This window comes from Microvirga sp. TS319, from assembly GCF_041276405.1.
GTDB lineage: Bacteria > Pseudomonadota > Alphaproteobacteria > Rhizobiales > Beijerinckiaceae > Microvirga.
In genome coordinates this window covers 3,478,883-3,492,592 of sequence record NZ_JBGGGT010000002.1, presented here as the reverse complement: position 1 = coordinate 3,492,592, position 13,710 = coordinate 3,478,883, and the positions used below count along the sequence as shown (strand labels likewise).

Sequence of the window (13,710 nt, the reverse complement as noted above, 5' to 3'; positions counted from 1 at the left end):
AAGTCTGTCCTAAATTGCCTTGACCGTCCTCTGGAGTTCCATCATACCGGTCAGCGGGACACCTCTCCCCACCGAGAGGCGCCCATCTGTAAGGATGGACTCAACATGACAGACCTGCCCAACGCGCGTCCTCGCGCGCCCTTCTTCTCGTCCGGCCCCTGCGCGAAGCGCCCCGGATGGTCCCTGCAAAATCTCAAAACCGAATCCCTGGGCCGTTCGCACCGCGCGAAGCTCGGCAAGGCGCGCCTGAAGCTCGCCATCGACCTCACCCGCGAGGTGCTGGAAGTGCCCGCCGATTATCGCATCGGCATCGTGCCCGCCTCCGATACGGGTGCGGTGGAGATGGTTCTGTGGTCCATGCTGGGCGCCCGGCCCGTCGACATGCTGGCCTGGGAGAGCTTCGGAGAGGGCTGGGTCACCGATGTGGTCAAGCAGCTCAAGCTCGCCGACGCTCGCGTGATCAATGCGTCCTACGGCGAACTGCCCGATCTCTCGCAGGTCGATACCAAGAATCGCGACGTGGTCTTCACCTGGAACGGCACCACCTCCGGCGTGCGCGTGCCGAATGCCGACTGGATCGCGGCGGACCGGGAAGGCCTCACGATCTGTGACGCGACCTCGGCCGCCTTCGCGCAGAAGCTCGACTTCGCCAAGCTCGACGTGGTCACCTTCTCCTGGCAGAAGGTGCTGGGCGGCGAGGCGGCTCACGGCATGCTCATTCTCTCGCCGCGCGCCGTGGAGCGGCTCGAGACCTACAAGCCCGCATGGCCGCTGCCGAAGATCTTCCGCATGACCAAGGGCGGCAAGCTCATCGAGGGTATCTTCCAGGGCGAAACCATCAACACTCCGTCGATGCTCGCGGTCGAGGATTACATCGACGCGCTCGAATGGGCGAAGTCCATCGGCGGTCTGAACGGGCTCGTCGCCAAGGCCGACGCGAACGCGAAGGTCATTCACGATTGGGTCGCCCGGACCCCGTGGATCGCCAATCTCGCGAAGGACCCGGCGACCGCCTCCAACACCAGCGTGTGTCTCGTCGTCGCCGATCCGGACGTGGTCGCCAAGGGGCCCGAGGCCGTGGCTCAGGTCGCCAAGGGCATCACGTCGGCTCTCGAGAAGGAGGGCGTGGCCCTCGATATTGGGGCCTATCGCGATGCGCCTCCCGGCCTCCGCATCTGGTGCGGCGCGACGGTCGAGCGCTCCGACCTCGAAGCCCTGACGCCCTGGCTCGACTGGGCCTTCGCACAGGAAAAGGCGAAGCTCGCGAAAGCAGCCTGACGTTCAAGTCTCTATGAACCGTCATCCCCGGGCCCGTCCCGGGGATCCACGACTTTTCTGGCCACTGAGCTTGTCATCCCGGCGGATATGAATGGCCGGGACGAGCCTGGCCATGACGCCATGAGGTTCATCCCATGCCCGCTCCCCGCGTTCTCATTTCCGACGCTTTGTCTCCCGCCGCCGTGCAGATCTTCAAGGATCGCGGCATCGAGGTCGATTTTCAGCCCGATCTCGGCAAGGACAAAGAGAAGCTCGCCGCCATCATCGGCAATTACGATGGCCTTGCCATCCGGTCCGCCACGAAAGTGACGGCGAAGATCCTCGAACAGGCGAAGAACCTGAAGGTGATCGGCCGCGCCGGCATCGGCGTGGACAATGTCGAGATCCCCGCCGCCACGGCGAAGGGCATCATCGTCATGAACACGCCCTTCGGCAATTCCATCACCACCGCCGAACACGCGATCGCGATGATGTTCGCGCTCGCGCGCCAGATCCCGCAGGCCGATGCCTCCACCCAGGCCGGCAAGTGGGAGAAGAACCGCTTCATGGGCGTCGAGCTGACGGCCAAGGTGCTGGGCGTCATCGGCTGCGGCAATATCGGCTCCATCGTGGCCGACCGCGGCATCGGCCTTCGCATGAAGGTCATCGCCTTCGACCCGTTCCTGTCCCCGGAGCGCGCGGTCGAGCTCGGCGTCGAGAAGGTGGAGCTTGAGGATCTGCTCCGCCGGGCCGACATCATCACGCTGCACGTGCCGATGACCGAGAAGACGAAGAACATTCTCTCGGCCGAGAATATCGCCAAGACGAAAAAGGGCGTACGCATCGTCAATTGCGCCCGCGGCGGCCTCGTCGACGAGGCGGCCCTGCGCGCGGCTCTGGATTCCGGCCATGTGGCGGGGGCGGCCTTCGACGTGTTCGTGGAGGAGCCCGCGCTCACCAATCCGCTCTTCGGCCATCCCAACGTGGTCTGCACGCCGCATCTGGGTGCCGCCACCTCGGAGGCGCAGGAGAACGTGGCGCTGCAGGTCGCCGAGCAGATGTCCGACTACCTGCTCCAGGGCGCGATTCAGAACGCCGTGAACTTCCCCTCCATCACGGCGGAGGAAGCTCCGCGTCTCAAGCCCTTCGTGGCCCTCGCCGAGAAGCTCGGCTCCTTCCTCGGTCAGCTCACGGAAGCCGCAATCAAGGGCATCCGCATCGAGTACGAGGGCGCCGTCGCCGACATGAACACCCGCGCACTGACGTCGGCCGCGGTGACGGGCGTGCTGCGGCCCTTCCTGCAGGACGTCAACATGGTGTCGGCTCCGATCGTCGCCCGTGAGCGCGGCATCACCGTGGAAGAGGTCAAGCGCGAGAGCGCCGCGCGCGATTACGAGAGCTTCATCCGCATCATCGTGAATGCCGACGACATGGCCCGCCATGCCGGCGGCACCGTCTTCCAGGACGGCAAGCCGCGCGTGACGGAGATCCGCGACATTGCGGTGGATGCCGAGTTCGCGCCGCACATGATCTATGTGCGCAACGACGACAAGCCCGGCTTCATCGGCCGCTTCGGAACGCTGCTCGGCGAGTCGGGCGTGAACGTCGCCACCTTCGCGCTCGGCCGCGACAAGCCGGGCGGCGATGCGATCTGTTTCGTGTCGGTCGATGAGCCCGTGTCCGAAGAACTCCTGCGCAAGATCGAAGAGATTCCGCAGGTCAAGCGCGCCCGCGCGGTTCGCTTCTAAAAGGCGCTGTCCGGAGGAGCGGGTGCCGCTTCTCCGGCCATTTCGTAAAAACGTTTAGGTGCAGACATGGCCGTTTCCCCGTCACAACGCTTCGTCCTGACGCTCGCCTGCGCGAACCGTCCCGGCATCGTTGCCGCCGTGGCGGGGCATTTGTCCGATGCGGGCCTCAACATCCTCGATGCCCAGCAATACGACGACATCCAGACCGACCGCTTCTTCATGCGCGTCGTCTTCAACCCGGTGAACGGGCAAGCAGATATCGAGGCGCTCAAGGAGGGCTTCGCGCCGCTGGCCGAGCGTTTCGGCATGGGCTGGGCCCTGCGCGATCAGGGCGAGCGCCGGCGCATCATGCTCATGGTGTCCAAGTTCGATCACTGCCTTGCGGACCTGCTCTATCGCTGGCGCATCGGTGAACTCGATTTCGAGCCCGTCGGCGTCATCGCCAACCATCCCGTCGAGGCCTACAGCCATGTGGATCTGGGCGGCGTTCCGTTCCACTACCTGCCGGTCACGAGGGACACGAAGCTCGAGCAGGAGGCGAAAATCTGGTCGCTCATTCGCGATTCACAGGCCGATCTCGTGGTGCTCGCCCGTTACATGCAGGTTCTGTCCGACGGGCTCGCGGCGAAGCTTTCGGGCCGCTGCATCAACATCCATCACTCGTTCCTCCCGAGCTTCAAGGGCGCCAAGCCCTACCACCAGGCTCATGCCCGCGGCGTGAAGCTGATCGGGGCGACCGCCCATTACGTCACGTCCGACCTCGACGAGGGGCCGATCATCGCGCAGGATGTGGAGCCGATCACCCATCGCGACAGCGCGGAGGACCTGGTGCGCAAGGGCCGCGACATCGAGCGGCGCGTCCTCGCCCGCGCGGTGCGCGACCACCTGGAAGATCGCATCCTCCTCAACGGCCGCAAGACCGTGGTGTTCGCGGATTAGCGCATCGTGCGAAAAAGTGGATCCGGTTTTGGCTGACGCGGCCCTTCGGGTCCGCCCGAACGATGCTCTCATTCAAGGTGAAAGCATCGGATGGGTCCCAAACGTGCAGGTCCACTTTTCACGTCCGATGCTGTAGGCTCTACGCGAATGGCCGGGCTCGACCCGGCCATGACGGAAAGGCCCGAGAACGAGGAGCGCAGCTCTCACTTCCGCTCAGCAAGCCAGATGCCGCCAAGCACCAGGAACAGGCCGAGCGCGTGATAGAAGGCGAAGGGTTCGCCGAGCAGCAGCACGGCGAGCAGCGCGCCGAAGACCGGCACCAGGTTGACGAACAATCCCGCCCGCGCCGGGCCGATCAGCTCGACGCCGCGGATGAAGAAGATCTGCGAGATGAGCGACGGGCAAAAGCCGATATAGAGAAGGATCAGCCATCCCTTCCAGGTTGGCCACTGCATGGCGCCTTGCGCGATTTCCATGGCGAGCAGGGGCAGCGAGGATAGAAACGCCACGCCGGCGAGAGCCGTGAAGAAGACGAGGCCGGATACGGGCGGGCGACGGCGCAGGCCCAGCGTATAACCCGCATAGAAGACGCAGGCGATCAGCATCCAGACATCGCCGATATTGAGCGCGAGCGCCTTGAGAACCTCGAGATCCGCCTTCACCGAGACCAGGACGACGCCGAGGAGCGTCACGATCATGCCGAGGATCTGCAGCGGGATCACGCGCGAGCCGAAGAACAGGATCGTGCCGATCAGCACGAGCACCGGGATGGCGCCCTGGAAGATCGTGAGATTCATCGCGCTCGTGTGGTAGGCTGCGGCATAGAACAGGGCGTTGAAGGCGGTGAAGCCCGACGAGCCCATGAGGACGAAGAAGGGCCAGCGCGCTCCTATCTGCGGCCATTCGGCCATGACCTGCCGCCCCACGAGCGGACCCAGGATGGCGGCCACGATGGCCCAGCGGATGCAGGTGAGCAGCATCGGCGAGACCTGGCCGACGGCAAGGCGTCCGGCAATGGCGTTGCCGCCCCACATGAGCGCGGTGAGGATCAGGAGCAGATAGGCCCTGTCCCAAAGTCCCTTGCCGAGCGATCGCGGGATTTTCATGGACGGCCGGACCTCATGACGCTTGCCGCCGCGCACAGTTTCGATAAACCAGCGCTCAACGAAGCGGGTGACGGTTATGGCCTTAAGGTTTCTGGTGGTCGAGGGCAATACGCGCGGTGCAAGGGAGGCCCACAAGGCGGCCTATGGCCAAATGCTGTCGGAGTCCTATGCGCAGGTGATCCATGCCATCGCGCGGGACGCCGTCTGCGACATCGCCTTTCCGACGGACGAGGGCGCGAACCTGCCCGATCGGGCGGGGCTCGCGTCCTATGACGGGATCGTGCTGACCGGCTCGCATCTGAACATCTACGACCGGACACCCGAGATCCTGCGCCAGGTCGACCTGATGCGGGCGATCTACGCCTCGGGCACCCCATCCTTCGGGTCCTGCTGGGGGCTGCAGGTGGCGGCCGTCGCGGCGGACGGGGACGTGCAGAAGAACCCGCTCGGCCGCGAGGTGGGCTTCGCCCGGCGCCTGCGGCCGACGGAGGAGGGGAGAGGCCATCCCATGCTGGCAGGGCGGCCTGAGGTCTACGACGCCCCTGCCATTCATCTCGACATGGTCACGGCGCTGCCCGACGACGCCACGGTGATTGCGACCAATCCGGTCTCGGCGGTTCAAGCGGCGGAGATCCGGCGGGACGGAGGCGTGTTCTGGGGCGTGCAGTATCATCCGGAATTCAGCCTGACGGAGTTGGCCACGATCATGCGCCAGCGCACGGACCTGTTGATCCGCGAGGGCTTCTGCCGGACGCCCGAGGAGGTCGTGTCCTACACGGACGACCTGACGATCCTCGACAAGGATCCGTCCCGCTTCGATCTCTCCTGGCGGCATGGGGTCGATGCCGAGGTTCTGGATCCGGCCTGCCGCACCCGCGAGATCCGCAACTTCATCGAGCACCGGGTCAAGGCCGAGAAAAGCGCGCGGGGGCGGGCCTGATCCCCGACGGCTTTCCGAACCTCAGAGCACATTCACGATGACGCGCTCGGAGACCGGAGTGGCGGGGGAGGGCGCGCTGACCACGAAGCCCCGGCATTTGGTGGTGACCGGGTAGATCGGCGTATGGTGCCGATCGGCCCCGACCAGATAATTGACCGTGTAATATTCGTAGCCGCCGACGAACGCCGTCTCCTTGGTCTCGAATACGTATCCCACCTCGGTCGGGCTGATGCGGTAGGTCGCCTGGGGCGGCCCGAGAGCCGCGATGCGCTCCGAGATCGGCCTGCCGATAAAGTCCGCGCATGAAAGCTGAGTGGCCTCATAGGCCGCCGGTACGCAGCCCGCCGCGCCGAGCGCGATGCCAACAACGACGATAACTCTTTTCACGACAGCCCCCAGAGATGCACCAATCGCTCTCCCAAGGGGATCTAGATAACCATGCGCCGTTGGGAAAGATGTCGGCGCTTCCCATGGCTCCATACCCGTACCTTCCCTCGCGCTGTCAGCCCCGCCTGGCGGCAGCCCCGGCTGTGGATGTAGCGGCCGGCCTCGGAGATCATCCCGCATGGCTTCGCCCGTCCCTTGAAAAGCTGGAGACATGGGACATCTGGCGCACATCAGGGCGGAGTATGATGCATGGGACAAGGCTCATTCCGGCTTGACCTGAGACGCGCGATCCACCAAGAGGGTTTGCAAGGTTTTTACCCAACCCTGGCCTTGCGCCGGGGTTTTTTCATGTGAGGCTTGAGCGATGGCGAACGTAGTTGTCGTGGGCGCCCAGTGGGGCGACGAAGGCAAGGGCAAGATCGTCGACTGGCTGTCTGAACAGGCAGACGTGGTCGTGCGGTTCCAGGGCGGGCACAATGCCGGCCATACCCTCGTGATCGGCGACAAGGTCTACAAGCTGTCGCTGCTGCCTTCCGGCGTCGTGCGCCCCAACAAGCTCTCCGTCATCGGCAACGGCGTGGTCCTCGATCCGCACGCCCTCGCGGCGGAGGTCGAGCGGCTGTCCGAGCAGGGCGTGTCGATCTCCCGCGACAACCTGCGCGTGGCCGAGAACGCGACGCTCATCCTCTCGATCCATCGCGAGCTCGACGCTCTGCGCGAGAGCGGCAGCGCGGGCACGAAGATCGGCACCACCAAGCGCGGCATCGGGCCCGCCTATGAGGACAAGGTGGGCCGCCGCGCCATCCGCCTCATGGATCTCGCCGACCTTCCCTCGCTGCGCGACAAGATCGAGCGGCTGCTCACGCACCACAATGCCTTGCGCCGCGGCTTCGGCCTCGACGAGTTCAAGCCCGAGGAGATCTATGAGGAATTGTCCTCGGTCGCCCCGAAGGTGCTCCCCTACATGGACGCCGTGTGGCGCCTCCTCGACGAGGAGCGCCGGGCCGGCAAGCGCATTCTGTTCGAGGGAGCGCAAGGCGCGCTGCTCGATGTCGATCACGGCACCTATCCCTTCGTCACTTCCTCGAACACGGTGGCGGGCCAAGCCGCGACCGGATCGGGTCTCGGCCCGGGCGGCGTCGGCTATGTCCTGGGCATCGCCAAGGCCTATACCACCCGCGTGGGCGAGGGGCCGTTCCCGACGGAGCTCCACGACGAGACCGGCGAGCTGATCGGCCAGAAGGGCAAGGAGTTCGGCGTGGTGACGGGCCGCAAGCGCCGCTGCGGCTGGTTCGATGCCACCCTGGTGCGCCAGACGGTGCGCACGTCCGGAATCGACGGCATCGCGCTCACCAAGCTCGACATCCTGGATGGGTTCGACACCATCAAGATCGGTGTCGGCTACAAGCTCGACGGACAGACGATCGACTATTTCCCGGCGAGCCAGGGGGCTCAGGCGCGGGTGGAGCCGATCTACGAGGAGTTCGAGGGCTGGAGCGGTTCGACGGCCGGCGCGCGGTCCTGGGCGGATCTGCCGGCCCAGGCCGTCAAATATGTCCGTCGTATCGAGGAATTGATCGGTGCGCCCGTGGCGGTCTTGTCCACATCGCCCGAACGCGACGATACAATCCTCATGAAGAACCCCTTTGAGGGTTGACGGCGGAGCTTCTGCGGGTCATTCCCAAGGAAATGGCAGATTATTACCCTCTCATTGTACGGGCCGTCGAAGGCCTGACAGAGCAGACGTCCGTCGCGCGGCGCGCCGTTTACGAGCGCGCCCGAACGGCGTTGGTGGCTCAGCTGCGCTCCCTCAATCCGCCTCTGTCCGAGGCGGACATCCAGCGGGAGCGCGCGTCCCTCGATGATGCGATCACGCGCGTCGAAGCGGATTACACGCCACCTCCGGCCGGCTTCGATCCGAATGCCTTCGCCGAGATGCTGGTCGAGGATCAGGCGCCTCAGACACCGGCGGAGCGGCTGCGCAGCGTGATGACGCCGAGGCAGGCCCCGCCGCGGACAACCTCTCAGGGAGAGCCGCAGCCTGCACCGCAGCCTGTGCCGGCTCCCCGAACCGTCGAGGAGGCGGCTCCGCCTGCCCGTCCGCGGGTCGACAGCCGGCCGCATCCGGCTATGCAGAGCAACCGGCAGATGCGCTCGGTCATGCTCGGCGGGGCGATCCTTCTCGTGCTCCTCCTCATCGGAGGGCTGGCCTGGTGGCAGAGCCGCTCGGACAGCCCCATTCCCGAGACGCCGGTCGCCCAAGCTTCTCAGGAAGCACCGGCCAGCCAGGAATCGCCAAAAATCGAAGAGCGCGTCGGCGGACAGGCCCCCGCCGGCTCCCCGAACGCGGGGCAGGCCATCGGAGTGGCGCATCGCGCCGTCTTCTACGAGGAGGACGCCACCAATCCGCAGACGCCCAAGGCCTATGTGGGGCGCGTGGTCTGGCGGCTCGAAGACGTGAACCCCGGCCAGGGGCAGCCGCTCGAGAAGGCGGTCACGGCGAATATCGAAATTCCCGATGCGGGGGTGACCATGAAAATGGTGCTACGCCGTAACCTGGATTCGACTCTTCCCGCGTCTCATACGGTCGAGCTCACGTTCACCACCCGTGCGGGCGACAGCGGCCGGGTGATCCGCGACGTCGGCCTCCTCCAGTTCAAGAACGAAGAGGCCGCGCGCGGCACGCCGATCGCGGGTCTTCCGGTGCCGGTGCGCGAGAACCTGTTCCTGATCGGTCTGTCCAACCTGCAGGGCGATGTCGAGCGCAACACGGAGCTCTTCGTGCGCCGGAACTGGATCGATCTGCCCGTCCGCATGGCTTCGGGCCAGCGCGCTATTCTCAGCTTCGAGAAGGGTGCTTCCGGAGAGCAGGTTCTGAACAGCGCCTTCAGCCAGTGGCAGTAAGGCAGCGCGCTACAGGGCAATCAAAAAGCCGCGCCTGGAGGCGCGGCTTTTTCATGAGGGCTTGCAGGGTTACATCATCGGACGTGCAATCGAACTCACGTCCGATGATGTAACATTTTGATTGCGAGCATCTTTCCACGCAAAACCGGTTCCCGCTTTTGCATTCGATGCTCCCTTCTTGGATGAGCGCATCGTTTGAGCGGACCCGAAGGGCCGCGTCAGCGAATACAGGATCCACTTTTCGCTCGCGCGGCCCGCTGGGTCCGCATGATGCTTTAGACCGAGTGGGATCAGACCGGGGCCTCGGCCGAGGGCGTGCTCTCGATCTGGGTGAGGTTCTTCTTCACCGCCTCCTGGATCTTCTCGAAGGCGCGGACCTCGATCTGGCGGACGCGCTCACGGGAGACCCCGAACTCGGTCGAAAGCTCCTCCAGCGTGATGGGGTCGTCCGAGAGACGGCGGGCCTCGAAGATCCGGCGCTCGCGCGGATTCAGGACGGTCAGGGCATTGCGGAGCGCAGTCAGCCGGTTCTGGCCTTCCTCTTCCTCCACGAGCACCTGCTCCTGGCTTTCGCTCTGGTCGACGAGCCAATCCTGCCACTCGCCTCCGCCTTCGCCCTCGTCGCGCAGGGGCGCATTGAGGGAGGCGTCGCCGCCGAGGCGGCGGTTCATGTCCACCACGTCCTGCTCCGTCACGCCGAGCTGGGTGGCGATCTGCTTCACCTGATCGGGACGCAGGTCGCCTTCGTCCAGCGCGGAGATGCGGCCCTTGGCCTTGCGCAGGTTGAAGAACAGCTTCTTCTGGTTCGCGGTGGTGCCCATCTTCACGAGGGACCAGGATCGCAGGATGTATTCTTGAATCGCCGCCTTGATCCACCACATGGCATATGTGGCGAGGCGGAAGCCCTTGTCGGGCTCGAAGCGCTTGACGGCCTGCATGAGGCCGACATTGCCTTCTGAGACCACCTCGCTGATCGGCAGGCCATAGCCACGGTAACCCATGGCGATCTTGGCGACGAGGCGCAGGTGGGATGTCACGAGCTTATGGGCGGCCTCGCGGTCTCCATACTCCCGCCAGCTTTTGGCGAGCATATATTCCTCATGCGGCTCGAGCATGGGGAAGCGACGGATTTCGTCGAGATAGCGGGACAGGCCCCCTTCATTGGCAAGCACTGGAAGCGCTGCAGCCATATCTTCTCCTCCTTTGGCTCCCTCTTTCCGTGAGGCAAGCCTGAGGCAGCCCCCTCAATGGCCGGCCGCCCAACTTCCTTATATAAGCGGTTCAACCGTGTCCGGATAGAGGCGCCGGACTTCAAGACCTGGTGAACGCTTCAGCAACGCAAGGGTGCCAGCGTGGCTGAATTTTGCGACGCATTGACGCTTGCTCCCTCAAGCTTTCAAAGCCTGCAGCAACCTTGCCAGATCCGCCGGAATGGGGCTTTCGAACCGCAGGAACTCGCCTGTCCTGGGATGCTCGAAGCCCAGGACCGCCGCATGCAGCGCCTGCCGGTTCAGCGCCGTGAGCGCCTCCTTCTGGTCCGGGGCAAGGCGGTTCGCCTTGGTCTTGAACCCCGATCCGTAAACGGAATCGCCGAGGAGGGGATGGCCGATATGGGCCATATGGACACGGATCTGGTGCGTGCGTCCCGTCTCCAGTTCGCATTGCACGAGAGCGGCGACCGGCGCGGTCGGGGGCAAAGCTTCGACAACCTCGTAATGGGTGATGGCATAACGGCCACGCTCGTTGTCGTCGGACACGATCGCGATCTTCTCCCGGTTGTGCTGGCTGCGGGCGAGCGCTGCCTCCACGGTGCCGCGCCTGCGCTCCGGAACGCCCCAGACAAGAGCGAGATAAAGTCTTTCGAGCGGGCCCGTGCGGCCGTGATCGGCGAACTGCTCCGCGAGGCCCTGATGGGCCAGATCGTTCTTGGCCACGACGAGAAGGCCGGAGGTATCCTTGTCGAGCCGGTGCACGATGCCGGGGCGCTTCACGCCGCCGATGCCCGAGAGGCTCTCGCCGCAATGGGCGATGAGCGCATTGACCAGGGTGCCCGATTCGTGTCCGGCCGCCGGATGGACCACCAATCCCGCCGGCTTGTCGATCACGATCAGATCGTCGTCCTCATAGACGATGGACAAGTCCATGGCCTCGCCTTGGGGCTCCGCCGCAATGGGGGGAGGCACCTGCAGGACGATCCGTGCGCCTGCGCCCACCTTGCGGCCCGGATCGAGCGCGGGCGCGCCGTCGACTGTCACCTGGCCGTCTCGGATGAGGGCCTGCAGACGGCTGCGCGACATGTCGCTGGCCAGGCGCGCCAGCACGCGATCCAGCCGCTCCGTCGCCGTTTCTTCACTCAGGGTCCATTCCTGCTGGGTCGTATCGTCCACCACATCCTCATTTTGACGTCGCCCTCTCTTTTTTGAGAGAAAGGGCTTGAAGCGATTCATGATGGTGGTTATACGAGCGGCCACCACCTTGCTAGCTCCCTTCGTCTAGCGGTCTAGGACGTCGCCCTCTCACGGCGAAAACAGGGGTTCGAGTCCCCTAGGGAGCGCCAAAGGTTCAAAGGCTTAGCCCCGCCCATGCGGGGCTTTTGCGTTTTCGTTGCCAAAGTCGTTGCTTCGAACCTGCGTTGCGTCTTGCTGCGGCCCGCGAGGCTGACGCTCGAGCCCGTGAGCAGGTCGACTGTTTCGCGTTTGCTGATCTGCCTCTTTCGGCGTTCGGGCCGTTCGTGCCGCTCATCTCGGCCCGATCCTGCTTCGAGACGTGATGAACAGGGCGCCGTTGTGGTGTCCTTATAAGCTGCCTGCACCCAAGGCTGTTCTCCAGCAGACTGCGCGGTTGAGCGTTTCCATACTACGTCTGAAGATGCGCGCATACTTCTTGCTACAATGTGGCATATTCAGCACATGCCTCGACTAACTCCAACAGCCATTCTTTGAAACCTTGACTTGGTATCGTCACGTCAGGGAGGGTTCTTCGAAGATCCGGACGGAGGTTTCTGAACGCCGAGGCCTCGATACCCGGTGAACCAACCGGTGTCCTGGCTCCTCATGCTCTTCAATTCGTTTGCGTTCCTGCTCGTCTTCCTTCCCGCATCCCTGATGCTCCATTGGGTTGTCGAGCAATTCAGGCCGCAATGGCGGCTTCCTCTCCTGCTCCTGCTTTCGTTCCTGTTCTATAGCTACTGGGACTGGCGCTTCACGCCACTTCTCGCAGTCTCGATCCTGGTGAACTGGTTCGTCGCCCAAGCCTTTTTGCGAACGCGGCAAGGCGTGCTGATCACGTTGGCTCTTGTTGGCAATCTGATCGTTCTCGGAGTCTTCAAATACTTCAACTTCTTCACGGGTTGGGCCGATCTCATTCCTGGTATCGCCATTCCGAAATGGGACATCGGCTTGCCGCTCGGCATTTCGTTCTTCACATTCCACCACGTGATGTATCTCGTCGATCTCAAAGCCGGACGCGCGCCACGCTACGGCCTTGTCCGCTACGCGCTGTACATCGCCTTCTTCCCTCAGGTGCTCGCCGGCCCGCTCGTGCGCTGGAGCGAAATCATGCACCAGTTTGAAGAAAGGCCGTACAAGCGCCCGGATGCGGCGGAGCGTTTCGGGCGCGGTCTCATGTTGCTCACGTTCGGCTTGGTCAAGAAGGTGTTCATCAGCGACCCTCTGGCGGAGTACGTCAACCCGATCTTCGAACAAGCCTCCCGCGGGAGTGTCTCGGTCGCTGAGGCCTGGCAGGGGACACTCGGCTTCACGTTCCAGATCTATTTCGACTTCTCCGGCTATACGGACATGGCTCTCGGCATGGCCCTGATGCTCGGGATCGTCCTGCCGCCCAACTTCGACAGGCCCTATAACGCCACGTCCCTGCAGGACTTCTGGCGGCGCTGGCACATGACGCTGTCCCGCTTCCTGCGCGATTATCTGTATATCCCTCTCGGCGGCAGCCGAAATGGCATGGCCGTCCAGCTCTGCGCACTCCTCGCGACCATGGCGCTGGGTGGTCTCTGGCACGGGGCCGGCCTGACCTTCGTCGCATGGGGCATGGCACATGGGCTCGGGCTCGCGACGGGTGCCATCTGGCGCCGGGCAGGGCTGCGCATGCCGGCTGCTGCAGGCTGGGTGTTGACGATGCTGTTCGTCATGTTCGCCTGGGTGCTGTTCCGGGCCCCGAACTTCGATGCGGCACTGAGAATTTACGAGGGATTGTTCGGCCTTGCACCGCTGGGTACGGCGTTCAAGTGGCGCGCAATTGCCATAGCGGCAGCCGTCGCCTGCCTTGGCCCAACGGCGTGGGCTGTTGCCAAGCTGATGCCGCCCCGGCGCTCGATCGCCGTCGGTTTTGCCGTGGTTCTCCTCGCTGTCCTGTTCCAGATCGGGGACGCGGCCAATTACGAATTCATCTACTTCCAGTTTTGACGGGC

At 64.3% G+C, this 13,710-nt stretch carries 11 protein-coding genes and 1 tRNA gene; 8 read left to right on the top strand and 4 right to left on the bottom strand.

All coding sequences use genetic code 11. From position 1 onward, the window contains the following. The first annotated feature begins 105 nt into the window (after window positions 1–105). The 3 genes from AB8841_RS25935 to purU all read left to right on the top strand — a co-directional run bounded on the left by AB8841_RS25935 (window position 106) and on the right by purU (window position 3,944). A complete protein-coding gene (locus tag AB8841_RS25935) occupies window positions 106–1,278 on the top strand; it encodes a phosphoserine transaminase (protein ID WP_370438632.1) in 1,173 nt (390 codons plus the stop codon). A 134-nt stretch (window positions 1,279–1,412) separates the two neighbouring features. Continuing rightward, entirely contained in the window at window positions 1,413–3,005 is a 1,593-nt protein-coding gene (gene serA, locus AB8841_RS25930; protein WP_370438631.1) for a phosphoglycerate dehydrogenase, read from the top strand. 66 nt (window positions 3,006–3,071) lie between these two features. Beyond that, a complete protein-coding gene (gene purU / locus AB8841_RS25925) occupies window positions 3,072–3,944 on the top strand; it encodes a formyltetrahydrofolate deformylase (protein WP_370438630.1) in 873 nt (290 codons plus the stop codon). 203 nt (window positions 3,945–4,147) lie between these two features. On the opposite strand, the gene AB8841_RS25920 is transcribed toward purU, so the two are convergent. After that, a complete protein-coding gene (locus AB8841_RS25920) occupies window positions 4,148–5,050 on the bottom strand; it encodes a DMT family transporter (protein ID WP_370438629.1) in 903 nt (300 codons plus the stop codon). Between the two features lie 76 nt (window positions 5,051–5,126). Here AB8841_RS25920 and AB8841_RS25915 point away from each other — a divergent pair, with 76 nt between their 5' ends. Then, window positions 5,127–5,990, top strand: coding sequence for a type 1 glutamine amidotransferase (locus AB8841_RS25915; protein WP_370438628.1), 864 nt, complete (start codon window positions 5,127–5,129; stop codon window positions 5,988–5,990). Between the two features lie 21 nt (window positions 5,991–6,011). Here AB8841_RS25915 and AB8841_RS25910 read toward each other — a convergent pair whose 3' ends face one another. Beyond that, window positions 6,012–6,377: a hypothetical protein gene (locus AB8841_RS25910; protein ID WP_370438627.1), complete on the bottom strand. Its 366-nt coding sequence runs from the start codon at window positions 6,375–6,377 to the stop codon at window positions 6,012–6,014. Between the two features lie 364 nt (window positions 6,378–6,741). On the opposite strand from AB8841_RS25910, the gene AB8841_RS25905 reads away from it, so the two are divergent. After that, on the top strand, window positions 6,742–8,034 hold the full coding sequence (locus AB8841_RS25905) for an adenylosuccinate synthase (protein ID WP_370438626.1): 1,293 nt from the start codon (window positions 6,742–6,744) through the stop codon (window positions 8,032–8,034). Between the two features lie 32 nt (window positions 8,035–8,066). After that, a complete protein-coding gene (locus AB8841_RS25900; protein WP_370438625.1) occupies window positions 8,067–9,281 on the top strand; it encodes a histidine kinase in 1,215 nt (404 codons plus the stop codon). 290 nt (window positions 9,282–9,571) lie between these two features. On the opposite strand, the gene rpoH is transcribed toward AB8841_RS25900, so the two are convergent. Both rpoH and AB8841_RS25890 read right to left on the bottom strand, forming a co-directional pair. After that, entirely contained in the window at window positions 9,572–10,471 is a 900-nt protein-coding gene (rpoH, locus tag AB8841_RS25895) for an RNA polymerase sigma factor RpoH (RefSeq protein WP_370438624.1), read from the bottom strand. A 198-nt stretch (window positions 10,472–10,669) separates the two neighbouring features. Further along, window positions 10,670–11,728 (bottom strand): RluA family pseudouridine synthase, encoded by a 1,059-nt coding sequence (locus AB8841_RS25890; protein ID WP_370439369.1) that lies wholly within the window; start codon window positions 11,726–11,728, stop codon window positions 10,670–10,672. 34 nt (window positions 11,729–11,762) lie between these two features. Here AB8841_RS25890 and AB8841_RS25885 point away from each other — a divergent pair. Together AB8841_RS25885 and AB8841_RS25880 are read left to right on the top strand one after the other, a co-directional pair. Then, window positions 11,763–11,838: transfer RNA gene (locus AB8841_RS25885), tRNA-Glu, on the top strand. 496 nt (window positions 11,839–12,334) lie between these two features. Beyond that, on the top strand, window positions 12,335–13,705 hold the full coding sequence (locus tag AB8841_RS25880) for an MBOAT family protein (RefSeq protein ID WP_370439368.1): 1,371 nt from the start codon (window positions 12,335–12,337) through the stop codon (window positions 13,703–13,705). Window positions 13,706–13,710: the final 5 nt, after the last annotated feature.

Coding starts and splice junctions, on each gene's coding strand:
- AB8841_RS25935 (WP_370438632.1), top strand. CDS start 106: ATGACAGACCTGCCCAACGCGCGTCCTCGCGCGCCCTTCTTCTCGTCC.
- serA (WP_370438631.1), top strand. CDS start 1,413: ATGCCCGCTCCCCGCGTTCTCATTTCCGACGCTTTGTCTCCCGCCGCC.
- purU (WP_370438630.1), top strand. CDS start 3,072: ATGGCCGTTTCCCCGTCACAACGCTTCGTCCTGACGCTCGCCTGCGCG.
- AB8841_RS25920 (WP_370438629.1), bottom strand. CDS start 5,050: ATGAAAATCCCGCGATCGCTCGGCAAGGGACTTTGGGACAGGGCCTAT.
- AB8841_RS25915 (WP_370438628.1), top strand. CDS start 5,127: ATGGCCTTAAGGTTTCTGGTGGTCGAGGGCAATACGCGCGGTGCAAGG.
- AB8841_RS25905 (WP_370438626.1), top strand. CDS start 6,742: ATGGCGAACGTAGTTGTCGTGGGCGCCCAGTGGGGCGACGAAGGCAAG.
- AB8841_RS25900 (WP_370438625.1), top strand. CDS start 8,067: ATGGCAGATTATTACCCTCTCATTGTACGGGCCGTCGAAGGCCTGACA.
- rpoH (WP_370438624.1), bottom strand. CDS start 10,471: ATGGCTGCAGCGCTTCCAGTGCTTGCCAATGAAGGGGGCCTGTCCCGC.
- AB8841_RS25890 (WP_370439369.1), bottom strand. CDS start 11,728: ATGAATCGCTTCAAGCCCTTTCTCTCAAAAAAGAGAGGGCGACGTCAA.
- AB8841_RS25880 (WP_370439368.1), top strand. CDS start 12,335: ATGCTCTTCAATTCGTTTGCGTTCCTGCTCGTCTTCCTTCCCGCATCC.